16 protein-coding genes are annotated in these 23,847 nt (G+C 66.5%); 6 read left to right on the forward strand and 10 right to left on the reverse strand.

Annotation, left to right across the window (positions count from 1 at the left end; translation table 11 throughout):
- Nucleotides 1-148 precede the first annotated feature (148 nt).
- Together ACLJQ7_RS05745 and ACLJQ7_RS05750 are read right to left on the reverse strand one after the other, a co-directional pair.
- Nucleotides 149-6,913, reverse strand: coding sequence for a LamG-like jellyroll fold domain-containing protein (locus ACLJQ7_RS05745; RefSeq protein WP_410647104.1), 6,765 nt, complete (start codon nt 6,911-6,913; stop codon nt 149-151).
- 2,239 nt (nt 6,914-9,152) lie between these two features.
- Nucleotides 9,153-10,394 carry a polysaccharide pyruvyl transferase family protein gene (locus ACLJQ7_RS05750; protein WP_410647105.1) on the reverse strand — a complete coding sequence of 414 codons (1,242 nt, stop codon included), beginning with the start codon at nt 10,392-10,394 and terminating at the stop codon, nt 9,153-9,155.
- Nucleotides 10,395-10,500: 106 nt separating this feature from the next.
- Between ACLJQ7_RS05750 and ACLJQ7_RS05755 the strand changes: the two genes are divergently transcribed.
- Genes ACLJQ7_RS05755 through ACLJQ7_RS05765 form a run of 3 tightly spaced genes read left to right on the forward strand, consistent with a single transcriptional unit; the run spans nt 10,501 to nt 13,178 of the window.
- On the forward strand, nt 10,501-11,445 hold the full coding sequence (locus ACLJQ7_RS05755; protein ID WP_410647106.1) for an ABC transporter permease: 945 nt from the start codon (nt 10,501-10,503) through the stop codon (nt 11,443-11,445).
- Nucleotides 11,446-11,448: 3 nt separating this feature from the next.
- Nucleotides 11,449-12,273 (forward strand): ABC transporter ATP-binding protein, encoded by an 825-nt coding sequence (locus ACLJQ7_RS05760; protein WP_410647107.1) that lies wholly within the window; start codon nt 11,449-11,451, stop codon nt 12,271-12,273.
- Nucleotides 12,270-13,178 carry a glycosyltransferase gene (locus tag ACLJQ7_RS05765; RefSeq protein ID WP_410647108.1) on the forward strand — a complete coding sequence of 303 codons (909 nt, stop codon included), beginning with the start codon at nt 12,270-12,272 and terminating at the stop codon, nt 13,176-13,178. The genes ACLJQ7_RS05760 and ACLJQ7_RS05765 overlap by 4 nt, the downstream gene beginning before the upstream one ends.
- A 52-nt stretch (nt 13,179-13,230) precedes the next feature.
- Here the strand turns inward: ACLJQ7_RS05765 and ACLJQ7_RS05770 are convergent, their stop codons facing one another.
- The 4 genes from ACLJQ7_RS05770 to ACLJQ7_RS05785 form a co-directional block, all read right to left on the reverse strand.
- On the reverse strand, nt 13,231-14,715 hold the full coding sequence (locus tag ACLJQ7_RS05770) for a hypothetical protein (protein WP_410647109.1): 1,485 nt from the start codon (nt 14,713-14,715) through the stop codon (nt 13,231-13,233).
- A 12-nt stretch (nt 14,716-14,727) separates the two neighbouring features.
- The gene (locus ACLJQ7_RS05775; protein WP_410647110.1) at nt 14,728-15,279 is read right to left on the reverse strand and encodes a DUF3558 family protein; all 552 of its coding nucleotides are present in this window, start codon (nt 15,277-15,279) and stop codon (nt 14,728-14,730) included.
- A 6-nt stretch (nt 15,280-15,285) separates the two neighbouring features.
- Nucleotides 15,286-15,762, reverse strand: coding sequence for a hypothetical protein (locus ACLJQ7_RS05780; RefSeq protein ID WP_410647111.1), 477 nt, complete (start codon nt 15,760-15,762; stop codon nt 15,286-15,288).
- Nucleotides 15,763-15,908: 146 nt separating this feature from the next.
- On the reverse strand, nt 15,909-16,673 hold the full coding sequence (locus ACLJQ7_RS05785; protein WP_410647112.1) for an ESX secretion-associated protein EspG: 765 nt from the start codon (nt 16,671-16,673) through the stop codon (nt 15,909-15,911).
- Nucleotides 16,674-16,787: 114 nt separating this feature from the next.
- Between ACLJQ7_RS05785 and ACLJQ7_RS05790 the strand changes: the two genes are divergently transcribed.
- Nucleotides 16,788-17,030, forward strand: coding sequence for a hypothetical protein (locus ACLJQ7_RS05790; protein ID WP_034309787.1), 243 nt, complete (start codon nt 16,788-16,790; stop codon nt 17,028-17,030).
- A gap of 188 nt (nt 17,031-17,218) precedes the next feature.
- Here ACLJQ7_RS05790 and ACLJQ7_RS05795 read toward each other — a convergent pair whose 3' ends face one another.
- Complete coding sequence (locus tag ACLJQ7_RS05795) at nt 17,219-19,144, reverse strand: glycosyltransferase (RefSeq protein ID WP_410647113.1); 1,926 nt, start codon at nt 19,142-19,144, stop codon at nt 17,219-17,221.
- Between the two features lie 6 nt (nt 19,145-19,150).
- A complete protein-coding gene (locus ACLJQ7_RS05800; protein WP_410647114.1) occupies nt 19,151-19,633 on the reverse strand; it encodes a GtrA family protein in 483 nt (160 codons plus the stop codon).
- A gap of 101 nt (nt 19,634-19,734) precedes the next feature.
- On the opposite strand from ACLJQ7_RS05800, the gene ACLJQ7_RS05805 reads away from it, so the two are divergent.
- Both ACLJQ7_RS05805 and ACLJQ7_RS05810 read left to right on the forward strand, forming a co-directional pair.
- Entirely contained in the window at nt 19,735-21,105 is a 1,371-nt protein-coding gene (locus ACLJQ7_RS05805; RefSeq protein WP_410647115.1) for an FAD-binding protein, read from the forward strand.
- Nucleotides 21,102-21,857 (forward strand): decaprenylphospho-beta-D-erythro-pentofuranosid-2-ulose 2-reductase, encoded by a 756-nt coding sequence (locus tag ACLJQ7_RS05810; RefSeq protein WP_410647116.1) that lies wholly within the window; start codon nt 21,102-21,104, stop codon nt 21,855-21,857. The genes ACLJQ7_RS05805 and ACLJQ7_RS05810 overlap by 4 nt, the downstream gene beginning before the upstream one ends.
- A 90-nt stretch (nt 21,858-21,947) precedes the next feature.
- On the opposite strand, the gene ACLJQ7_RS05815 is transcribed toward ACLJQ7_RS05810, so the two are convergent.
- The gene (locus ACLJQ7_RS05815) at nt 21,948-23,453 is read right to left on the reverse strand and encodes a hypothetical protein (protein WP_410647117.1); all 1,506 of its coding nucleotides are present in this window, start codon (nt 23,451-23,453) and stop codon (nt 21,948-21,950) included.
- A gap of 38 nt (nt 23,454-23,491) precedes the next feature.
- Complete coding sequence (locus tag ACLJQ7_RS05820) at nt 23,492-23,788, reverse strand: hypothetical protein (RefSeq protein ID WP_410647118.1); 297 nt, start codon at nt 23,786-23,788, stop codon at nt 23,492-23,494.
- Nucleotides 23,789-23,847: the final 59 nt, after the last annotated feature.

Consider the following 23,847-nt stretch of genomic DNA (forward strand, 5'->3'; position numbering starts at 1 on the left):
TCAATAAGCAAGTGCCTAATTCCCGGAAGATCCCTCCTAGCAACTATTCGCTCCATGAGAACCTTCTCGAATTCCTTGCCAACTTCCACTTGAAACCTCAATTCAAACTAGCGCCCCGCAAAGAACTCTAACAACTGAAGGCTAAGACCTAAAATGGCCCCACCTCCCCCGTAGCCCGCCTGGACGCCTCGGTCATTTCCCATCCTTTTCGAGTTTGCTCCAAGAGCTCTTGATACTCTCGCAAAGGCATTGACCAGCTCGGTTGAATAGTTCCATGATCAGGTGCGTCAGGAACATATTTCAAGCCCGGGGGAAGTTTGCAAGAATCGTAGCACCACATAGGGTTCTTACCCCTCCCACCATGCTCCGGAGGACGCCTGAAATCAACCGGCAGATGCGGCGCGGGCGATACCGACATCCCACCCTTTCCGGGGTGTACCATCCCGTTCTGATCAGGAACCAAGTCCGGGTTCTGACCGTCCGTCTTTACTCCTAGACCGTTCTTTCCTTGCACAACAAAAGGCAATCCGTCGTCCGCAATCTTCATGCTTCGGTAAACCATACCGCTACCCGCGATCGCATCTCCGATGCCAGGAATCGCAGCAATACCCGCAAGAAGTGCGCCATTCCAATCGCCGCGATCTAGGTAGCCACCCGCCGCGCTCGCATCCGCGAAGGCACCAACCCCTGGGAGCATCCCAAGCGACTCAAGGATTGCCTGTTGTTCGTCATACTTCGGCCCAACCGGAAGAGGACCTGTAACAGACGGGCATTGATATACGCTCCCTGTGACAGGAACACAATCCCCAAAGGAATCCGACGCGTTTGTCGCGTACTGAGAGGTCGACTCGGAAATCCGGTTGGCTATGGCAAACTGTGCAATCGACGTATCCCTTGGCGAAAATGATGGCGATGATACAGCTGAACGCTCGGGACCAATCGGCTTTACCGTCGAACCGGCAGGTGGAACATAAGCAGGCTTTTTCGCTGAAGTTTTCCACGCCGGAGGCGGCGGGCTCATTTTCCCATTGCGGTTGAAATTGCTTCCATTTCCGCTGAAATTATTGCCAGCCTTATTATGACCACCAGGACCGTTGCCGTACACTCCACCCTTCATAGTTCCGGTCATAGACGGCGGAACCGGCGCTTTGGGCGGCTTAGGTGGCTTGGGGGACTCGGCGTCGTCCCCATTGTTCCCGTAAACGTCATCCGAGAAGGGGTCCCACAAAGAATGACCGCTGGGGTCGGTTAGACCGATAGGGTCACTAGCCGCATAGGAATAACGGTTCGCCGCAGCCGACGGCACTGGATTGAGCGTCCAGTCGTCCCGCGAAAGGAACCCACCGCGCTCCGGCGAATACCACCGCGCGGTCATGTTGACGTCACCGGAATCCGGGCTGGTCCAGTCTCCCTGGTACCCCAGGTTCGAGGTGTCGCCCGACGAAGCCGTCACCACACCGAACGGATCGAACGTCCGCTGGCCGTCGACCGCCGCACCGAGGTAGCGCCCGACGACGTCACCGTGCCTGTCGGAATAGAGCAACTTCCCGCCGTCACCGGCCTTGTCGCCCAGCGCGGTTCCATCAGGAAGCCGGGACACGGTGCGCATGCCGTCGGTGACCGACTCGTTCGACAGGCCGTCGTAGGTCAGCGTGACGTTGTTGCGGGTGTGGACGCGGTCCTTGCTGTCGTATTGGTAGTTGGTCGCGCCTTTGGTGACCAGCCGATCGAAGGCGTCGAAACCGCTCGTCGTCGTGGTGCTCCCACGAGTCACCGCGGAGACTGTGCCGCGCTTCGTGTAGGTGTACGCGGCGCCGCCGCCCGACAGGAGCTGGTTTCGCTCGTTGTAGGTGTAAGCGGCGCCGTTGACCGATGATCGGTTGCCCGCGTCGTCCCAGCCATAGGTCGTCTGCTGGGTTCCGGCCGTCCACGAGGTCAGGCGACCGACACCGTCGTATCCGTAGGCATTCGCGGCAGGCGCGCCAGGACGTGTCGAGGTATTCGAGGTGACCTTGTCGTCCTTGTCGTATCCGTAGCTGTCCCCGAACACGACTCGTGCACTGGTGTCGTCGAACTGCGTCAGGTTGTCCGACGCCAGCCTGCCGAGCTTGTCGTAACCGATGTTGCGAGTGACCCGCCCAGACAGAGCCCGGTCTTTGGTCAGCGACAGCCGTCCCGCGCTGTCGTACCGGTAGTCCACCGTACGGCCGCTGATCGGGTCCGCGGCCGAGTAAAGCCGGCCTGCGGCGTCGTAGGTGAACGTCGCGGTTCCGGCCGCATCGGCGCGCGTCGCGAGAGTCCCGTTGCCGTTGTAGGTGTACACACTGGAGCCCATGGGTCCCTGCGAAGTCCGCAGGTTGCCGCGGTCGTCGTAGCGATAGTGAGTGTCGCCACCAGGGCTACCGACCTTCGTGACGCGACCCGCCAGGTCGTAGCCGAACGTGCGATCCGTGGTCGCCTGCTCCGCCCCGGCGCCACGTTCGGTGGTCAGCCTGTCCTGGTCGTCGTACTCCCGGGTGCGAGTGACACCGCCTGGAGCGACCAGCTTCGTCGCGCGTCCGACGGCGTCGTAAGAGGTGGTCCAGGAGCGATCACCGAGCTGCGTCGCACCCGTGACCGCCGGCTCGATCACCGATTCCGGCAGTCCCCAAGGGGTGTACGTGTACTCCGTCGCATTGCCCTTGCCGTCCACGAAGTGGCTGCGGCTGCCCAGCCGGTCGTAGCCGGTCCACGTCGTGATCGACTTGGTGGCGTCGACCTTCTCGACCTGCTTGACGAGCCGGTTGAGGAAGTCGTAGCCGTAGTCGACCGTCCGGCCTTCCGGCGAGACGGACTGCAGCACGTTCCCGTTGCCGTCATAGCTGGAAGACGACGAACGCTGCTGCTGGCCGTCGACGATCTGCGCGGTTCCGGTTACTCGGCCCGCCAGGTCATAGGTCCTCTTGCTAACCAAACCGGTCGGGTCGGTGACACTACTCTGCCGACCCGAGTCGTCATAGCCGTACGTCACCGTGCGGTTGGTCTCGTCGGTTTCGCTGATCAGCTCGTTCGCGCCGTTGTAGGCCTTCGTGCTGACGAAGCCTTGCGGAGTGGTCTGCGAAGTGACGTTCCCGGCGTCGTCATATCCGGTCCGAGCCGTGTAGAAGACGTTTTGACCGCCATAACGTTCGACCTGCGTCGCGGTGATCTGCCGGCCGAACTCGTCGTAGGTGAACTCCTCGCGTGCACCGGTCGCGTCGGTGCTGCTCAGAAGTTCGCCGTTCCCGTTGTAGGAAGACTTCAGAACCGACGGGGTGTCGCCGACCTGTGGCAACGTCGAGGTGAGTAGGTGGCCATAGGGGTCGTAGGTGTTCGTGGTGGTCCGGTTCAAATGATCGGTGACCGTGAGTGCGTTGCCGCCACGGTCATAGGCCGTCCGCGTCACCGGAGTGATCGGCTGGCCGCCTGGCGGCGTGTAGGTGGGGAGAATCCCTGCGGTCGCCCTGCCCATGTCGTCGCGCTCGGTCGTGGTGACGTTCCCGGCACTGTCCTTGGACTGGGTGACCTCGCCGAACGTGTTGTGCCCCAGAGACTCGGTCAGTTCCACGTTCGCGGTCTTCTGACCGTTGCCCCAGACGTCCACGGCCGGCTTGATCGTCGAAACGGGCTGCCCGGTCGCGTCGTAGGTGTAGCGAGTCTGGACCTGCCGCCTGTCGGTGCTCGCCACCGCCAGTCCGCGTTCGTCGAAGGTCGTCGTCGACGACAGGACGAGGCCTGTCGACGCGGTCGTGTCCTGCCTGCTGACACTGCCGTTGGGCGCGTAGCTGAAGTCGGTCGTCTCGACGCGCGCGGGGTCGGCCGCACCGGTCGAGGTGACGCGTGTGGGATTCCCCGCGCCATCTCGGACGAAGCCGGTCTTCCGCTTCACTCCATCCGGGTCCACTGTGGACTCGGTGGCGTAACCGGCGGGGTCGTACGCCGTCGTTGTCTTGCGGCCTCCCGCGGTGACCTGTTGGGTCAGGTTGCCGGCGGGGTCATAGACACGTTGCTCCAGCAGGACGTCTCGAGCAGGCCCGGGCGGAGGCTGATACCCCTCAAGCGTGGCCGTAGCGAGCAGACCATCGCCGTAGTAGCCGTACCGGGTGGACCGGTTCATCGCGTCTTGCACCCGCTCGAGCCGTCCAGCAGGGTCGTAGCTTCGGTTCTTCACCCGCAAGCTGCCCATACCCGAAGTGGCGGGGTCTGCCCCGATACCACTGGCCACTCGCGACAACAGGCGGCGCTCGTCGTCGAACTGATCGGTCCACTTCGTGCCGAGGACATCGGTGGTGACGACCTTGAGCAGATCAGGCGAGCGTTCGTACTGAACCACACCGCCATCTGGGTAGTTGACGCTGACCCGCTGATCGAAGGCGTTGTAGCCGAAGGTGGTCTTGCGAGCGAGGTCTCCACCTGTCGCGTCGGAGACCGTCGTCTCCAGGAGATTTCCATTGCCGTCGTAGACGTCGCTGGTGACGGACGTGTGCGTCACTCCGGTGATCGTGTTGGTCACCGCCGGTCCGGTGATCTTCGCGATCTCGGACTTCGGCGTGTACTCGAAGTTCCGGATCCCGAACACACCGCCGGCGGCGTTGCCCTCCTGCTGCGACAGCCGTCGGCCCACACCGTCATACGTGTACGACGCGACCAGCCCCATCACGTCCTTGGTGAACGCCAGATCCCCGTTCGCCCGAAACGCGTTGCTCGCGGTCTGATTTCGCCGGTCGGTGGCCTGGATCAGCAGGCCGGCGGGCACCTTGCCGCCGCCCTCGGCGGTTTCGAAACCGTTGGCGTAGGTCCGCACCTCCGTCGGCGCGGCGATCTGGCCTGCCGGGATCGGGAACGTCGTCGTGGTGAGCCGGCCTGCCGTGTCATAGGCGTAGGACGTCCGGTACCGGGTGTCGGTGGCGCTCGACGAGCGGGCATCGGAACTGGTGGCGAGCTTGTCACGCCTCGGATCCAGAGGATCCGATGACGTGACGTACGTGAAGTAGGAGGTGTTGCACGACCCCACGGCCCGGCAGGTCTTGCGGCTCAGCACGTTGCCGCGGTCGTCCGTGGTCTGCTCGACCCGGTTGTCGAGCTCGTCGACAGTGGCCTTCAGGAAGCCCTTCTCGTTGTACTCCCAATGCTTGTCGAATCCCTTGTGGACGATCGACGTGAGGTGACCGCCCTGGTCTGCGTCGAACTTGTAAGTCCACTCCGGGTAGGGGCCGCGCAACGTCACCGTGCGCTCCGCGTTGTTGCGCGACGGAAGATCGAGTGTCCACTTGCGACCGTCGTGGTCGGTGAGCGTCTTGGCACGGTCAGCTCGGTCGTCGTAACCGATCTCGGCGAAGACTCGGCCATCCTGCGGCAAGGTGACCTTCGTGAGCTGGTCGATCGTCCGCGCGGCGCCGAAGTGCTGCGCGACGGCGAACGGGCTCAAGGTGTGCTGGTAAAGCGCGACCTCGTCGATCGAGCCGTTGAAGTAGAAATCGCCACCGTTCGTCGACGGGAAGTTCTTGCCGACCCCTCCGCCGACCGTCAGCTTGCCCAGCGTCCCGTGATCGATCAGCCCGGTGATCGTTCCGATCGGCGCGCCATCGAGGTACAGGGTCTGGCGGTCGACCGCGGACGTCAGCACGGCATGGTGCCATCCGTTGTCGTTGACCGGGTTCGTGCTGACGACCTGGCTCGGGCCGGTCACGTTGCGGGCAGACAGTCCGCCGTAGAGGTGGCCGTCGATTCCCACGTAGAGCAATGGCCGCCATTTGGCGGGGGCGGTGGCGGGGAAGGCCTGATCGGCATAGCTGAGCAGAGTTCCGCTCGCTCCGGTCTTGAACCACAACTCGGCCGAGACCGACATGTTCTCCTTGAGCAGGTCGTCCGGCAGGGTCAGATAGCTGGCCATGCCGTCGAAGACCGCGGCGGTGTCGGTCGTACCGCCGAGTGCGCCCGCCGCCCCGAAGCCGAGGCCGTTCTGCTTGCCCGCGTCCGCGCCGGGCGTACGAGCCGCGGCACTCGCCGTCGTCGGACCGCTGTCCTCGCCGAGCCGCCAGTACCCACGCGGCCCGTCGTCCATGACCGAACTGCGGTAGTGCGAGCCGGCGAGACGCCCGTAACTCGTGCAGTTCGGTGCCGCGCCAGGAGCACAGACACCGGTCAACGTGTCGCCGTCGTAGGTGTAGGTCCAGGTCAACGGCTCCTGCCCGGCAGCGGGAGGGGGCGTCTGCACCTTGGTGACATGCGCTCCGGTCCAGGTGATCCCCAGCGACCGTCCGGATACGTCGTTCACCACCGCCGTCACGTGACCGGAGGTGTCGTACTCGAGGTGCTCGGTGAGCCCGGCCGGGTCGGTGATGCGGATCAGCTTGCCCGCGTTGTCGAACAGCCAGCGGCTGCCGGTGACGTCCCTGAGGGTGTAGTAGCCGGTGCCGCTGTCGTAAACGAGGTCGACGTTCTGCCCCATCGGCGGCGCGAAGGAGCCGTCCGGGTTTCGGCCGAACCGTGCCTGCCTTCCGTTCGGATAGGTCAGCAGGACGTCGACGACGACGTTCTGCGCGGACCGGTTCGGGACGAGCCGGGTGTCCAGACGGGACGCCCAGCCGACGCCGAAGGCGGTGTCCCTCCGGGGATCCAGGCTGTTGTAGGTCCTCGTGATGGTGAGGTCCGGCCCGACGGTGGCGACGCTGGCGTCGGTGACGACGGTCGAGTAGTTCCCGATCTGCGGATCGAGACCAGGACCGTTCACGGTATCCGGGCTGCCTGCGAGGTGCGAGGTGATCTCCGGCTGAGGGACACGCGTGGTCAGCGCCAACGGCCCGACCCAGTTCGGCGACGGACTCACGGTGTCATGAGTCTTGACACCCCAGTAGTAGGTCTTGCTCCAGACCAGTTTTCCGGCCGGCGGCACCCAGCTTTCGGGGCCCCACGGGGAATCCGTGCAGTTCTGGGTCAGCGCGGCATCGGTGCAGATCCGGAACTGGAACGTGAACCCCTTGTTCGGCCAGTTGTCGTCATCGACGGCCCTGGCGAACAGGGTCGGTGTCAAGGATTCGACCGTCGCGCCGTTTCCGGGTTGCTGGTAGTTGGACCCTGGCGGCGTGTTCTGGACCTTCAGCGGAGCCGAACCGTAAGGAACCTCGTAGACGACGTGGAAATCTTGGTTCGCGGGGTTCCACATGGTCAGAAGAAGTTCGTAGTCGCCTGGTGCCAATGCGCTCAGTGGCACCGTGATGGTCGCCTGGCCACCCGGTGGCACGTCCACACCCGGTGAGACTCCCTGCGAGGTCTTGATCACCGTGCCGTTCTGCTTGACCAGATAACCCAGCCGATATCCGCCACCGGCCGCCCAAGTGGAAGACCCCTGGTTGGTGACCTTCGCGGTGAACGTGCCCTCTCGCGTGTTGGTCGGCAGGAGAACGTCGGTGAGCTCGTAACCGGCGCCTTCCGGCGCGTAGCGAACATCGAGGTACGGCTTGTTCAGGGTGTTGGCGGAGGCGAAGCGTTTGAAAGCAGCGCTATCGCCTTCGTTCGCGGCGCGGATGGTGAAACCGTTGCCCAGGGCAGCTCCGTGTGACCATTGGATGGCGATGTCCTGCGGCAGAACGAACTGGGTCAGGTGCTGGCCGGCGCATCCCGCGCCCAACGCGGGGACATTCACGGTGGCGAGCGCACGGCCCGCCGCCGCTCCCGGCCAGACGGCGTTGTTGCCCCAGCCCTGGGTGACCTCGAAAAGAGTGACCGGGCGCGTCTGGCACGAATGAACGGCCAGCACGTCGAGGGTCGCCCCGATGATGTACTGGTTCCGAAGGGCGGCGGAAACCGACTCGAGCTTCAAGTACGAGCGGGAGATCGTCCTCCCACCGTTCGGCGAACCGACCTCGAGTTCGATGTTCCCCGAGTGGTTCTGCGTCGTACCGGACTTGACGTAGGTGTCCTCGTTGACCCAGACCTTCCCGACACTCGGGTCCACGACAACCGGAAAGACCCGGCTCGGATCCTTCAGCCAAGCTACGTCCAGGTCGACTCGCAGGGTCCAGGACTGGGCACCTGCCTGCGCGAGCGAGTACCGGACGCCCTCGCTTCGGACGCCGGTCCCGGTCACCGGATCGACCTTGCCGTCGATCATGAAGCCCGCGGGAATGACGCCTCGCGCCTCGCCCGCCTTGTCGACCAGCTTGATGTCGCCATCGACGATCTGCGGACGAAGTGCCCCAGTGTGCAAGTTGAACGCGTAACTCGACCGCGCCTTCGACGAGTGCAGTACGAATTCCTCTTTGAGCCCACCGTTGGTGGCCGACAACCGCAGGTCGACCTCCGGCAGGGCACCGGGGTAGGTCACCGTGTCAGCGGTCGGCCGAGCCGACACGGGGGCGGCTCCCTGGAGGGCGTAGGCCAGCGTGTGCCCACCGTCCAGACCGACGGTGGCTACCTGCCCGGCGTTCGCGAGCGGCGCGAAACTGACCGCGGTGGGAGCCTTTCGCGGAGACCACCGGCCGTCCGGGCCCGCCTGCAGGTTCAGATCGATCGGAGCCCAGCCACCGTCGGCCTCTCGAACGTTCGCCTGCCCGGTGTGCACCCGAAGAGTGCGGCTGCCATCCGGGTTCTCGAACGTCTGGGTGTCGGCAGTGCGGTCCTGCGGCCGTTCCACGGCCTTGGGATCGATCGCGGGCAACCCGCTTCGTTGTGCGAGCGCAGGCTTGACGTGTTGCACGCCGTTGACCACGCCGTTGACCTGAGGCGGCGCGGCGGCCGAGTCGGCCACCGCGCCGGCAGGACGAGGTGTGTCGCGGGGCTCGAGCCCCGGTCTTTCGTCTCTCCCTGAGCCCGGCCCGGTACCGGACCGCTGCTCGGGCGAATCAAGTGATGCCCCCAGAGGCAGCGGCTCGGCCGGTTTGGCGTACTCGACGGCCGAGCCTGCGACAGGAAACAAAACGGCCAGCACGAGGCCGAGAATCAACCAGTTCCGCGCAGCATTGACTACACGTGCACGCGCCACAGTGACGTACCCCCACGGACCGAGCGGTCGTCCCCCGACGCCGTGCGGAACGTTAAGTGCGCGTTAAACGATCAGTCAATGGAGCAGGCCATGAACTACTCGAATGCCGTAACAGTACGAAACATCCCATGTACTCCAAGTGGCCGAGTCGTCAACTGCGGATGAGGCGGGCCCACCGCCTCCGCAATGGAGTCACTTGAGATTCCGCGGGGCCGTCCGGCTCCGGTTCGGGCCGGACCACGGGCGCGTAGATGGTCTTCGCCAGGTCACGCTTCGCCTTTTTGAAACCAGCCAAGGCATCGGGTGCGTATCCACCCGCCTTCGGCCGTTCCGGAACCTCGCTCAAGTCCTCCAGCAAGGTCCAATTCGAACCGAGCGCCGCCAAGGAGCGATGCTTGGTCGCGTAATAGTCGGGGTGGATCGAGACCGCGACCCCCGAAGCGCCTCCCGCGGCCGCCAGCATGTGCAAATGGAACCTGGTGGAAATCCAGGTCTGTCCGGGCGAAACCGGGAGTCCGTGCGTCCAGATGTGCGAAAACGGGTAGAACCGGGCGCCGGGCAATTCCCGCTCGAGGAGCGCGAACACCTCCCTGTCGACGCGCGGGACCCCCTCGACCACGCCGATCTTTTCGGGCGAAATCTTCCAGGCCCGCAGCATCGACAGCACCGCGCCCGCCAGCTTGCCGACCCCGACCTCCACCAGGTCGGACTGGAGACAAAGCATGACCTCGGGAAGATCCTCGGTCTCCTCGTAGAGGTGCTGATCGATCCCGATGAACGCGTCGTCGAGCCCGACCGGCACGTCCAGCAACTCGGCCGAGGCGTCGTCGCGAACTTCCACGATCTCGAACCGGTCGGCCAACGCCCGCAACAAGGGTGCGACGTCGTCACAAGCGGGCAACAGCCCCTGCCCCGTCATGGCCGCGCGGCCGCCCGAGCGCTCGGCGACGGCCGCCGCCCCGGCCAGGAGGCCGATCTGTTTGGGCCAGAGCTTGTTGATGTAGCCGCCACCGACGACGTGGATCACGTCGACCGTCGCGAGCAGCTCGATCCCGTGATGCAACCTGGGCATCATCCCGGGGTTGTGGATCGCTTCCCGGACCCATGCCGCGGCCTGCCACGGGTCCTCGGAGGGGGCCTCCCAGCAGAGACGCCATAGAGTGTCCGTGAACTTCGCTCGCGGATGCAGACCGTCGAGGAGTACGGCGGCGGGACCGGGTGAATGGGTGTCCACCCAGACATCCGCGTCAGGTGCCACTTCGGCCAGATGCCGGAGCCAACTCGCGGCAATGAGTTCGTCACCATAGTTGGGGTGACCGACCGGCGCGACCAGGTAATACAGTGCGCGCCGGGTAGGCTTCGAAACCGAAGCCGTTCTGTCGGGGACCGGCATTCGTGCATCGTAGCGCCGCACACACCGTTACCGGAGCGGGAGCGCGGGAACCTGCTCCGGGCGGGGCGGCCCAGGCATCATCGGCCCCATCGGTACCCTCGTTACCGTGCATGCCACCAGCACGGTTCACGCCGCCGACGGTGCTGCGCCGACCTCGGTTCCGCCGATTTCGGACAGCAAGACCTTTTCGCGCGCGTTCGCCGATATCAAGACCGGTTTCGCCGCCAGAGAGCTGTGGGGACACCTCGGCTGGCAGGACATCAAGCAGCGCTATCGCCGCTCGGTGATCGGCCCGTTCTGGATCACCATCAGCCAGGGCATCATCGCGCTCGGCCTGGGGTTTCTGTACTCGCAGTTGTTCAACCTGCCGACGGCGACGTTCCTGCCCTACATCAGCACCGGATTCATCATCTGGGGCTTCATCAGCGGCTGCCTGTCCGAGGGCATGGAGACCTTCATCTCCAACGAAGGACTCATCAAACAGCTCCCGGCACCGCTTTCGGTCTACGTGCTGCGGACGGTCTGGCGCCAGACGCTGATGCTGGCGCACAACCTGATCGTCTACGTGATCGTGGTCGCGATCTTCTTCACCAGCCTGAACCAGCAGTATGCGATGAGCGGCGCGTGCGTCAACGGCGCGCTGTGCCACCCCGGGCTCGGCTGGTATTCGCTGAGCGCGATCCCCGGCATCCTGTTGCTCGCGCTGAACGCCGGCTGGGTCACCCTGCTGCTGGGCATCATCTCGACCCGGTACCGCGACATCCCACAGGTGATCAACTCGCTCATCCAGCTGCTGTTCTACATGACGCCGATCGTGTGGCCGATCGACCAGCTGATGGCGGGTGGCGCCCGTGACGGAATTTCGGGAGCCCTCCCGTTCGTCTACGCCAACCCGCTCTTCCATTTCATCCAGATCGTGCGCGCGCCCTTGATCGGCCAGGACGTCAGCATCAACAGCTGGTACGTGGTGGCGGGCATCACCGTCGTCGGCTGGGCTCTCGCGCTGGTCGCGATGCGCAATTACCGTTCCCGCGTCTCTTATTGGGTGTGACAGATGGTCAGCATTGATGTGCACAACGCCTACGTCGACTTCCCCATTTTCGACGCGAAGACCCGCTCCATGAAGAAGAAGGTGCTGGGCAAGGTCGGCGGCAAGATCGGCACCGAGACCAAGGTGCCCATCATCGAAGCACTCCACGACGTGTCCCTGTCTCTGCGCGAAGGCGACCGGGTCGGCCTCGTCGGCCACAACGGCGCCGGGAAGTCCACGCTGCTGCGGCTGCTGTCCGGCATCTACGAGCCCACCCGCGGTTCGGCGAAGATCTCCGGCAAGATCGCGCCGGTCTTCGACCTCGGCATCGGCATGGACCCGGAGATCTCCGGGCTGGAGAACATCCTCATCCGCGGCCTGTTCCTCGGGATGACCGCGAAGCAGATGGAAGCCCGCGTCGACGACATCGCCGAATTCACCGAACTCGGCGATTACCTGCAGATGCCGCTGCGGACGTACTCGACCGGTATGCGGGTGCGCCTGGCGCTGGGCGTGGTCACCTCGATCGACCCGGAGATCCTGATCCTCGACGAGGGCATCGGCGCGGTCGACGCGGCGTTCCTCGACAAGGCGAAGGACCGGCTCAAGGACCTCGTGAAGCGGTCGGGCATCTTGGTGTTCGCCAGCCATTCGGACGAGTTCCTCTTCGAACTCTGCGACACCGCCATCTGGATGGACGAGGGACACGTCAAGCAGCGCGGTTCGCTGCGCGACGTGCTCACCGGCTACAAGGGGCGCGATCCGTTCGAGAACATGAGCAAGGAAACGCTGGACCGGTTCGGTCTCGAGCGCGACCCGGTGGCGACGACGAACGGTGGCCAAGGATGACCAGCGAGACCCGGCAGTTGCCCGAAGGCGCCGTCGTCGGCGTCGTCGTCACGCGCCATCGGCGGGAACTGCTCGCGGACTCGCTCAAGGTGATCGCCGCGCAGACGCGCCCGGTCGACCACCTCGTCGTGGTCGACAACGGGCCGGACAAGCCGGCGCGGGACATCGTCGAGAACTACCCGCTTCCGGTCACGTACCTGCCCTCGCACCGCAACCTCGGCGGCGCGGGCGGGTTCGCGCTCGGCATGCTGCACGCGCTCTCGCTGGGCGCGGACTGGGTCTGGCTGGCCGACGACGACGGCCGTCCCGCCGACGAGAACGTCCTCGCGATCCTCCTGGAGGAGGCCGAAAAGCGGGGTCTGGCCGAGATCTCCCCGGTGGTGACCAACATCGACGCGCCGGACAAGCTCGCGTTCCCGTTGCGGCGCGGGCTGACCTGGAAGCGATCATCGTCGGACCTGGGCGTCGACTTCCTGCCGGGGATCGCCTCGCTGATGAACGGCGCGTTGTTCCGCGCGTCCACTTTGGACGTCGTCGGGGTGCCGGATCTGCGGCTGTTCTTCCGCGGTGACGAGGTCGAACTGCACCGGCGCCTGGTGCGTTCCGGGCTGCCGTTCGGCACCTCGCTCAAGACCGCGTATCTGCACCCGGACGGCTCGGACGAGTTCAAGCCGATGCTGGGCGGCCGGTTCCACGCGCAGGACCCGGAGAACGAGGTCAAGCGCTACTACACCTACCGCAACCGCGGCTACCTGCTGTCCCAGCCGGGCATGCGCAAGATCGGCGCGCTCGAAGTGGTGCGATTCGGCCTGTACTTCATCGGCGTGAAACGGGACCCGAAGGCCTTCCTGCAGTGGCTCAAGCTCTTGCGCCAGGGCCGCAAGGAGAAGTTCTACCGCTACTGAGAGACACGCGAAAGGGGGCCCTCGCTCGCGCGAGGGGCCCCTTTTCGTTCGTCTACTCTCCGATGACCGGCGGAGCGGTGCGCATGTCGGTCCCGAAGACCTCGTCCGGGTCACCTTCGACGAGGTACGTCGGACGCTGGTGCTCGGTGTCCTCGTCCCCGTCCGCCTGCTGACCGCGACCGCCCATGCCGCCGCCCATACCCGGCCCGCCGCGACCGGCGGCGCCACCGCCGAGACCGCCCATACCGCGGCCTGCCGCCGCTTCGGCGGCACCGATACCGCCGGGGCGGGCCGCGCCGGACGCGGAGCCCGAACCGGGTGTGGAGCCCCCGGCACCGCTGCCGGGGCCGAACCCGCTGCCGCTGCCGCCGCCACGGCCGCTGCGGCTGTTGTAGTCCGAGTCGCCCATGCCGCCACCCATCATGGGCGCCATCGGCATGGGGCTCATCGGCATCGCGGTGTTGTTGTTGGGGCCGGGAGTGCTGACCGGCGCCGGCCCGTTCTGGAAGCCGGACGGCGTCGTCCCCGACGGGATGCTGCCGGAGCCCGTGCTGCTGCCGGGGCCCGGGAGGTTCGGCGAGACATAGCCGCCACCGCCGCCGCCACCGCCGCCGCCTCCACCACCGCTGCCGCTACCCCCGCCGCGACTGCCGGGCGGGATGTAGGTGTTGCCGGGGTTGTTGAAGCCGGGATTGTTCGAGCCGGGCGGCACCTGGTAGATACCGGGCTTGCCGGTGTCATCGCCGGCGCCGCCACCCACACCGAACTTCGGCGGCTCGGCGAACGCCGGCTGCTTCGACGCGGCGTCGTACAGCGCCTTGTCGTAGCTGTGCATGGCGGAGGCCGCCTCGGTGTGCGCCTCCTGGCTGTCCTTCTGTTTCTGGATGGACTTGTCGATGTTCTCGCCGAGGTTGAACGGGTTCGACGTCATCCACCCCCCGACCTCGTCCTTCCAGCTGAAGGGGATCGGTTTGGGCATCGTGTTCTTCACGGTGGAGGCCGCGGTGCCCTGGTCGTAGATCGTCTCGGACGCGAGCTTGGCGTTCTGGGAGTTGGTCTCGGACCACTTGCTGAGGCTCTTGAAGTACCCCTGCGCGTTGCCCGCCGCGTCGCCTTCCCAGGTGCCCTGCGACGCGGTGACGGCCTGGTCCATCGTCTTCGCGAAGGTGTCGAAGGCCTTGTGGATCTCGTGGTAGGCGGTCGAGACGTCGGAGACCTGTTCGACGTTCAGGTTGCTGTTGACGAACTGTTCGAGCTTCTCGTGGTCGTAGCCCTGGTAGTCCGCGTTCGACGGCTCCAGGCCCTCGACGTACTGGACGTCCTTGTTCTTGGTCAGCTGGTCGACGTTCTTGTCGCCGACCTCCTGCGACTGCTGGTGGGCCTTCCCGGAGGCGAGGAACCGGTTGACCGCGCCGAACAGCCAGCCGTCACTGGGGTCGACACCCTCTTGGGCCTTCTGCTGGAAGTACGCGTCGCGTGCCGCGGGAGAAAGGTCGGAGACCTGCTTCTCGCTCAGGTTCGGTGTCTTCGTGGTCATCCTGATTCCCCCTTAGCCCTTCGGAAGCTTCGGTTCGACGGTGTCGGCGACCTTCTCGGCGACCTCACAGGCCTGCTTCGGATCGGTGGCGTCCACGAGGACGTCGGCCCGCGCCGAAGCGGTGAGTTCGAGTGCCATCAAGCAGCCGGACGGCGGTTTCGGCACGAGCACGGCTTTGCGCCCGTTCACGTTCCCGGTGGTCTTGCCGTTCCCGCCGTCGTTGACGCTGTCGATGTTCTGCGTGTCACGGAGGTCGACGGAGACGGTCAGGCTGTCCGAGGCGCTCGCCGCCTCCTTGGAGAACTGGCAGGCGCGGGCTCCGCCTTCGTTCAGCGTCACCGGATCCTTGAACGTCCCGTAGGAGGAGAGGTCGGCGGCGCTGAGGAGGGAGCACGGATCGATCGACTTGGTGTCGCCACCGCCGGTGGCGGGCGCCGAGCTGGACGCACCGGTCTGGGCGGGCGGCGCCGACGGCGCCGGGCTCGCGTTCCCCGGCTTCTCGGCGGAGCACGCGGCCAATACCAGGGCGGCCGCGGCGAGCGGCAGCACGCAGAGTTTCTTCATCGTCCCTCAGGCCTGAATCTTCTTGGTGGCGTCGAGCGCGCGGTCTTCGACACCCTTGTACAGCCCCGCGGCCCTGGCCAGCGCTTCGTCGGCGTCCCGGACGACCTGCTTGAACTGTTCGAGCACCGCGCTCGCGGAGTTGCTCGCCTGCGCGGCGCCCTTGTGGTCGTGGGCGGCGACGGCCTTGCCGTACGGGTGGTCGCCGAGCTGGGGTGCCTCGGAAAGCCGCGTCGTCCGGTTGCCGAGGGCGCTGAGCTCTTCCGACATGTTCGCGAGCGCCTCACGGAGCGGCTTGACGCCTTCCTCGGTGATCTTGAAGCCGCCGCTCTTCGCGGCCGCCACCAGCTTCTGGGTCTCGGCGCCGACCTTGGCGATCGCGGCCTGGTTCAGGCCACCCGCCTCCACGTAATTGGCCGCCGCCCCCATGGCGGAGCTGATCGAGAAGTCCGGTGCCGCCTGTCCGCCGTCCGCTTCGAAAGCCATCGCCCGCCCCACTGCATCGTCTGCTCGCCCGTGCGTTCCGCCCGGAAGTCTACTAGCCGGGCACTCAGCGCAACGGTGATTCCCCGATCACCGGAGATCCCACCGCCAACTGTGACGAAACGGGCGTCACGCCGGTTCCCGACGGTTCAGAACTGGCCTTCGAGCTGGGCGTACAGCTGCTGCGCGACCCTCGCGTTGTCGGCGGGAGCGTAGGTCAGCCAGCTTTGCCCGTCGGTCGCCTGGCGCGAAGTCATCATGAACCGGCCCGCTTCGGTGTCGAACCACGCCAGCGGCGGGAAGACCTGGCCGCCGCGGATGAACACGCTGAACTGGCCCACGCGCTTCATCGGCTTCTCGAAGATCCGCTCCACCTGCCGCTGCTGCGGATTCGACCCGTGCGACCGGGGGCCGCTGACCTGGGCGAACGGGTCGTACGCGTCGTCGTTCCGGGGGCGCTTCGGCGCGCTCACCGGCTTCGCGATGGTGACCGACTGGCCAGGGCCCGCCGGGGTGAGCGGCAGGAGGTCGACGATCGACGCGACGATCGCGGTCGGCCGGGTCTCCTCGAACACGAGCAGGTTCTCTTCCTGGCGCACGAGCACCGCGAACTGCCCGTTCGTCGCCGCCCGCGCGAACAGCTGCTTGTCCTTGTCCAGCTGCGCGACCGCCCAGACCGCGAGCTGCGGGTTGGCGAACGTGGCGAGCGCGAGTTCGGCGTCGGCGTCGAGCCTGCCGCCGCGCATCATGCCACGGCCTTCGAGGTCGCGGAAGACGGCCTCGCGCACCATCGCGCGCTGATCGGTCGTCGTGCCGATGTGCGGGACCTCGAACGGGACCGGCGCCGGGCCGAAGCGGCCGTGTTCGAGCAGGATGTCCACCGCCGCCAGCGACAGCGAGAACGAATGCGGCATCGCCATTTCCCCCCGCGGGTGTCTTGTTCGTCGGGATGAACGTAGTCCACACACCCGATACGCCCGCAGCGAACCCGCTTGCCCGGCCGTGATCAAGGCTGGTGCCATGGATTCATGGCAGACCAGAAACCCGCGCTCGTCCTCCATCTCGTCGCCGGCGGCGAGCCGCTGCTCTTCGCGCTCACGGCGGAGGAAACCGAACGGCTGACCAAGGATCTCTCGCATTTCGTCCGCACCGGCGCGGTACAGACGATCCAGACGAGGGACGACTCCGAGGTGGCGATCAACTTCTCCCACGTCGCCGCCGCCTACATCGACGATCTGAACCGCAAGACCAGGGTGTTCGGCCTTCACTAGTCCCGGGAGAAGAGTCCGGCAGACGGCGATCAGCAGGAAGGTGGCTTCCCGGACGAGCCGCTGGGGGTGTCGTCCGACGAGTCCCGACGTGCTGCCGTCGGCCGCGACCAGCGGGGCGAGCGAGACGAAAGGGCCCTTCACCGCGTCGTACACGGTGAAGGGCCCTTTCGTCTCACGTCAGTCAGTGCCTACAGCTTGTAGAGGCGCTTCCAGTTGTCCCGCGAGGTCAGCTCGGGCATGGCGCGCTTGTACTGCTCCTGCACCGCCGCGCCTTCCTTCCGGAGCCGCTGGATCACCTTCGCGCCCCGGCGCGCCAGGTCGAACATCTTCGCGCGGTCGTACGAGCGGACCCGCACGCCTTCCTGCGAAGCGTCCGTGACGACGGCGGTGTCGAAGGTCGCGACGTGCCACCAGTGGGCCTCGTCGATCGGGATCGCGCCGAGCGAGTGACGGCTGCGGCCGAGCACCCGGTCGAGGATCCGCTTGATCAGTACCACCCGCTGCATGCTGGGCCGCGGCGCGCTGTTGATGATGCCGATGTCGTTCGACGCGATACCCGGGACGTCGGTGGCCTTGTGCCGTTTGGTCTCGGGGTACTCGTCGCGGATCCGGCGGATCTCCTTCATCGCGGCGACGCCGCCGTCACGCAGGACCTCCGGCCCCTCGAGGAAGTCCTCGACGGCCTTGATCAGCGTGGCGGACAGGCCGTACTGCATGCCGAGCAGGTACCGGACCAGCTGCGCGATGAGCACGCGCGAGAGCAGGTTCAGGTTGAACGGCGAGTGCAGCGCGGCGGTGATGATCGAGTTCCGCAGGTTGAAGTAGCGGTGCCACTCGTCCCAGTCCTTCCAGTGGAAGTCGGCGTGCCAGACGCCGGCGCCCGGAAGGGTGACCGTCGGGAAGCCGGCTCCCCGCGCGCGGTAGCTGTACTCCGCGTCGTCCCACTGGAAGAAGAACGGCAGCGGGTAGCCCGTGGCCTTGACGACCTCGTACGGGATCAGGCACGACCACCAGCCGTTGTACCCGGCGTCGAGGCGGCGTTCCTGGCGGTTCGGCTTGAGGGTCTCCTCGTCGACGCCGAGCAGGTCGGCGGTCGAGAGCGAGTGCTGCACCGGCTGGCCGGGCTCCAGCGTGTTCAGCCGGGCGTACTCGGCGCCGACGTGCAGCTGGTTCGGGTGCAGCAGGTTCAGCATCTGCCCGCCGACGATGACCGGGTTGACCGTGCGGTTGGAGAACGCGGTCATCCGGATCACCAGATCCGGCTCCAGCAGCACGTCGTCGTCCATGAACAGGACGTTCGCGTGCTCGGTCTCGGTGTGCCCGGCGACCTCGTAGAGGCCGCGGGTGAACCCGCCGGCGCCGCCGAGGTTCGGCTGCTTGATGTAGTGCAGCTTCTCGCCGAGGTCCTTGGAGACCTGTTCGAAGCCGTCACGCGATTCGACGAGGTCGGTGCCCTGGTCGGCGACGTAGATCGCGTCGAGCGTCTCCAGCGAGGAGACGTCGGCGGCGAGCGCCTGCAGGTTCGACAGGCAGTCGTCGGCGCGGTTCATCGTGCAGATGGTCACCGCGGTCGGGCGGATCTTCTCCGGCGCTTCGACCGTCCAGCGGACGTTCTCGACCCGCAGCGACTGGCCGCCTTCGGTCTCGAGGTCGAGCCAGAGCGCGCCGCCGTCGTAGAACTTGTCGAGCTTCGCGGCGAGCGTCACCTTCTGCTGCTTCGCGCCCGCGACGATCTCGGCGGCGACCACGCGGGCGTCGCCCTCGATGTCGGAGGCGCCGACGGACAGCTGGCCATCACCGGTGACGACGGCCTCGACCTGGACCTCGGTCACGTCGGTCCAGCGCTGCCAGTAGCTCGCGGGGAAGCGGCCGAAATAGGTGTTTCCGGAGACCTTCGACGCCGGTTCGATGGCGATGGCCGCACGCTCGCGCACGGCGGTGCCCCATTCGAGCTCGGCGTAGAGGTCTTTGCTGACGATGGGGGCCGGGCCGGCGTAGAGCCCGCGCTGCGCGGTGAGACGGCCCTGCGGGGTGCGTTCCGCGAAGCGGGTGTCGTCGACAGTGCTCACCATGGCGCTCGGGGCCTCTCCGGTGACGGCGGCTTTACCGGGCATGAATCCTCAGTTCTCCTCTGTGCTGGTGGCGATGGCGCGGGGCTCACGGAAGACGACCCACTTGAGCATGACGAAATTGATCATGGTCGCGGTTGCCTGCGAAACGACCCAACCCAAGGTGGCCTTCCAGGCCGACTCCGGCAGGACGTGCAGCATCGTGCGGTTGACGCCGACGGCGACGAGGAACGTCACGGCGTACAGGAGTACGAAGCCACCGATCTGACGCGCGCCTTCCTGGCGTCCACCGGCGAAGGTGAACTTGCGGTTCAGGAAGAAGGCGGTCGTGGTGCCCACGATGAAGCTGAGCGCGCGGGCGAGGTCCACCCACGGCGTCGCGTCCATTCCGAGGGCACGCAGCCCCTGGTAGACGCCGAAATCGACCAGGGCGCAGAAGCCGCCGATGAGGCCGAAGCGGATGAGCTGCCCGAGCAGCCCAGGGGAGGACGGCGCGGCTGCCGTCACGCCGGCTTTCGGGTCGGTCGCCACCACTGCTCTACCTCATAAACTGCTGGGGCTGGTGCGCAAAGTGTAGAAGCGAGCACTTCAGGGTCACATTCCGGGCAGTGTTCGGCGTGGTTACCCTGGTCTGCGTGACCCAAGCACCCAAGACACAGCGACAGTCGCTCATGGGCTGGGCAAGGACGTCGCCGAGTATCGCGAACGTCCTGAGCACCCCCGATGTGGAAGCCATCGCTCGCGCGGTGACACAGGCCGGGGAACGCGGGGTCATCGCGCGTGGGCTCGGCCGCTCCTACGGCGACCCGGCGCAGAACGCGGGCGGCCTGGTCGTCGACATGACCGCGCTGGACCGCATCCACTCGATCGACCCGGATTCCGGCATCGTCGATCTCGACGCCGGCGTCAGCCTGGACAAGCTGATGCGCGAGGGCCTGCCGTACGGCCTGTGGGTGCCGGTGCTGCCGGGCACGCGCCAGGTCACCATCGGCGGCGCGATCGCCAACGACATCCACGGCAAGAACCACCACTCGGCGGGCAGCTTCGGCAACCACGTGGTGTCGATGGACCTGATCACCGCCGACGGGCAGGTGCGCACGCTCACGCCGGAAGGCCCCGACGCGGAGCTGTTCTGGGCGACCGTGGCCGGTATCGGCCTGACGGGCATCATCGTCCGCGCCAAGATCCGGATGACCAAGACCGAAACGGCCTACTTCAAGGCCGATATCCAGCGCACGGCGAACCTCGACGAGACTCTGGCGCTGGTCACCGACGGCTCCGAGGCCGGCTACACGTACTCGTCCGGCTGGTTCGACTCGATCTCCAGGGGCGCGAAGCTCGGCCGCGCCGCCTTCCAGCGCGGCTCGCTCGCCAAGCTGGACGAACTGCCGCCCAAGCTGCGGACCGATCCGCTCAAGTTCAACCCGGGCACGCTCGCCACCCTGCCGGACGTGTTCCCGAACGGGCTGGCGAACAAGCTGTCGTTCTCCATGGTCGGCGAGCTGTACTACCGCAAGACCGCGAAGAACGCGCGCGAGGTGATCCAGAGCCTGACCGCCTTCTACCACCCGTTGGATCTCTTCGGCGAGTGGAACCGCGCGTATGGCACCAAGGGTTTCCTGCAGTACCAGTTCAGCACTCCGCTGAACGCGCACGAGCCGCTGCGCCGGATCATCCAGAAGGTCGCGGACTCCGGGCACGTGTCGTTCCTCAACGTGTTCAAGCAGATGGGCGAGGGCAACGCGGCGCCGCTGTCGTTCCCGCACCCCGGCTGGATGGTCTGCCTCGACTTCCCGATCAAGGACGGGCTGAGCCGGTTCTGCCAGGAACTCGACGAGGACGTCCTCGCGCTCGGCGGCCGGCTCTACACGGCGAAGGATTCGCGCACCTCCGCGGAGAACTTCGCGAAGATGTACCCGCGGCTCGAGGAATGGCGCAAGGTCCGCGCGTCCGTTGACCCCGAAGGCGTTTTCGCCTCTGACATGTCCCGAAGGTTGGAACTGTGATCGACGCTGTGGGCAACCCCCAGTCCCTGCTGCTGCTCGGCGGCACCTCCGACATCGCGCTCGCGATCGCGGAGAAGTACCTGGCCGAGAAGCCCCTTCGGGTCGTGCTGGCCGGACGCCAGTCGCCGCGGCTCGACGCCGCCGCGCAACGCCTGAAGGACAAGGGCGCCGAAGTCTCCACTGTGGACTTCGACGCCAAGGCCATGGACACTCACCCGGCCGTGCTGGACAAGGCGTTCGAGGGTGGCGACATCGACGTCACCGTCGTGGCGTTCGGCCTGCTCGGCGACCAGGAAGAGCTGTGGCAGGACCACGCGAAGGCCGTCGAGGCGGCCACCGTGAACTACACGGCCGCGGTGTCCGTCGGTGTCGCGCTGTCGAACAAGCTCAAGAAACAGGGGCACGGCAAGGTGATCGCGCTGTCGTCGGTCGCCGGTGAGCGAGTCCGCCGGTCGAACTTCGTCTACGGATCCACGAAGGCCGGTTTCGACGGCTTCTACCTTGGCCTCGGCGAGGCCCTGTCCGAGTTCGGCGTGCGGATCACCGTCGTCCGCCCGGGGCATGTGAAGACCAAGATGACCGAGGGACTCAAGGACGCCCCGCTCGCGCAGACCGCCGAGCAGGTCGCCGAGATCGCCGTCGGCGCCTCGCGCGCGGGCAAGGAACTGGTGTGGGCGCCCGCGCCGTTCCGCCTGGTCATGTCGGCCCTGCGGCACGTGCCCCGGCCGATCTTCCGAAAGCTGCCGATCTAGGGAACGACTCCCGGATCCCCTCGCGTTTCGTCTTTGAATGCGGTAGTTGGCATCGCGAACCACCGCATTCAGAGGACGAAACGCGAGGGGTTAGCGGGCCGGGAGCAGGTACAGGCTCTGCGTGCCCATCCAAGGCGAGCTGATCGTCCAGGTCGCCAGCGCGTTCGGCGGCGGCGCCTTCCGAGTGGTGGCCAGCACGAGATCCGGGGTCGCGGGCGGGACGCTGTGGTCGAAGAACCGGAAGTTCGCTTCCAGCAGCGCCTTGCCGAGATCGCTGCTGCGGCTCTTCGTCTCGACGATCGCCGGGTCGACGGAGCCGCGGTCGGAGAACTGGTCGACGATGTCGCAACCGCAGGAATAAGCGAGCGCGCCGACCTCGCCCGCGCTCTCCACCTTGCGCCCCCTGGTCAGTTCGCCCAGTTGCGCGCCGATCGCGCGGTATTCGTCGGACGCGGCGTGGTTGCTGGTGATGGGCGCGAACCGGCGCGGCAGTTCGGGAGCCGCGTAGGCGACGGCGCTCACGAGGACGAACGCGCCCGCGAGGATCCCCGCGCCGAGCCGGGCCCGGCCGGGCAGAGCGCCGGCTCCGGCGGCGAGGAAGACCGTCGCGCCGACGACGCTCGGCGCGTAATACCAGTGGTACGGCGGGACGTTCAGCCAGCAATAAGCCAGATAGTGCGCCGCACCGGCGATGGCGAGCGTGGCGAACGGCAGCAGCCGCTTCGCCCGCTCCGAGCCTCGCCGGAAGTGGAATGTCCACAGTAGACCGGCGAGCCCGCCGATCACGAGCGGCAGAAAGGAAAGGGTCGCCGCCACCGGGAAGTTGCGCAGGTACAACAGCGGGCCGTTGGTGAAACTGAACGGCCCCCACGACCGCTGCATGATCTTGATGACCAGCGTGTCCGGCACCGCCGATCCCAGTACCAGCCAGCTGAACAGGAACCACGGCAGCATCACCGCGAGCGCGGCGAACGTCATCCGCCAGATGCCCACCCAGAATTCGCGGCGCCCGAGGAACAGGACGAACGCGATCAGCAGCAGGTCGATCCGGATCAGCGCGATCAGGCCGATCACCGCGCCCGCCGCGGCGGGACGGCGTTCGTGCAGGAACACCATCGACCAGACGACGGCGGTCGCGCCGAGGGCGACTTCGAGCCCCGCCGACGACAGCAGCAGCGGATTCACCAGCAGCATGCCGAGCGCCAGCGGGGCGAACCAGCCGGGGAGACCGGTCGCGGCGCCGATCCGGCGCAGGCCGAGAACGAGCGCCACCTGGCTCGCGACGTAGACGATCCCCGCGGCGAAGACGGCGTCCCGCACGATGAAGGTGACGAGCGCCAGCACGAGGACGTTCAGCGGCGACGTCGCGGTATTGGCGGTGCCTTCTTCGATCAGGCCCCAATGGCCGTGGAAGGCGAGGTTCTTCGCGTACGAGAGCGTGATGTACGTGTCATCGATCAAATGCCCGCTGACCAGCACGAACACCAGGGCCGAAGCGACCGCCGCCCCGGCCGGGAGCACCCAGGGGCGGGTAAGGACGGCGGTTCCCGGCAGCGCACCGGGAGCCTGGGGCAGATCAGCGGAGGCGCTTCGCATCACGGACACCGTACACGGCGGCGTGATGATTCCGTTATCTACCCACCGTGGCCCTGGTCACGCCAGCCGGGACCGTCGCGGAAGTCCCGGTGCATGCCGGGGCCGCCCGGACCACGGTGTTCACGGGAGATACCGGGCCGCCGATCACCGTCGCGGGAGGCCAGGCCGACGGCGGTACCGATGATCCCGCCGCCGAGGACGAATCCGAGGGCACCGACCGCGACCAGCTGCGTCGCACGGTGCCCGGCGAACCGACGGAATCCGCCCTTCTTCGGCGGAGCGGGCGTCTTCGGGGTCTCGTCCTCGTCTTCGGACGGCCGCTGCGGGTCGCTCATCTTTCGCTCCTCAGTCGATGGGGGCGGGCGCGGTGCCCGCCCCCATCACCGAGGATGCG

This window comes from Amycolatopsis sp. cmx-4-54 (assembly GCF_046548895.1).
In the GTDB taxonomy this organism is placed as follows: Bacteria; Actinomycetota; Actinomycetes; order Mycobacteriales; family Pseudonocardiaceae; genus Amycolatopsis.

What these genes read in the sequence shown, in the direction of transcription:
- ACLJQ7_RS05770 (WP_410647109.1), bottom strand. Translation starts at nt 14,715, where the DNA reads ATGACCACGAAGACACCGAACCTGAGCGAGAAGCAGGTCTCCGACCTT.
- ACLJQ7_RS05780 (WP_410647111.1), bottom strand. Translation starts at nt 15,762, where the DNA reads ATGGCTTTCGAAGCGGACGGCGGACAGGCGGCACCGGACTTCTCGATC.
- ACLJQ7_RS05765 (WP_410647108.1), top strand. Translation starts at nt 12,270, where the DNA reads ATGACCAGCGAGACCCGGCAGTTGCCCGAAGGCGCCGTCGTCGGCGTC.
- ACLJQ7_RS05750 (WP_410647105.1), bottom strand. Translation starts at nt 10,394, where the DNA reads ATGCCGGTCCCCGACAGAACGGCTTCGGTTTCGAAGCCTACCCGGCGC.
- ACLJQ7_RS05760 (WP_410647107.1), top strand. Translation starts at nt 11,449, where the DNA reads ATGGTCAGCATTGATGTGCACAACGCCTACGTCGACTTCCCCATTTTC.
- ACLJQ7_RS05820 (WP_410647118.1), bottom strand. Translation starts at nt 23,788, where the DNA reads ATGAGCGACCCGCAGCGGCCGTCCGAAGACGAGGACGAGACCCCGAAG.
- ACLJQ7_RS05795 (WP_410647113.1), bottom strand. Translation starts at nt 19,144, where the DNA reads ATGCCCGGTAAAGCCGCCGTCACCGGAGAGGCCCCGAGCGCCATGGTG.
- ACLJQ7_RS05815 (WP_410647117.1), bottom strand. Translation starts at nt 23,453, where the DNA reads ATGCGAAGCGCCTCCGCTGATCTGCCCCAGGCTCCCGGTGCGCTGCCG.
- ACLJQ7_RS05785 (WP_410647112.1), bottom strand. Translation starts at nt 16,673, where the DNA reads ATGCCGCATTCGTTCTCGCTGTCGCTGGCGGCGGTGGACATCCTGCTC.
- ACLJQ7_RS05790 (WP_034309787.1), top strand. Translation starts at nt 16,788, where the DNA reads ATGGCAGACCAGAAACCCGCGCTCGTCCTCCATCTCGTCGCCGGCGGC.
- ACLJQ7_RS05775 (WP_410647110.1), bottom strand. Translation starts at nt 15,279, where the DNA reads ATGAAGAAACTCTGCGTGCTGCCGCTCGCCGCGGCCGCCCTGGTATTG.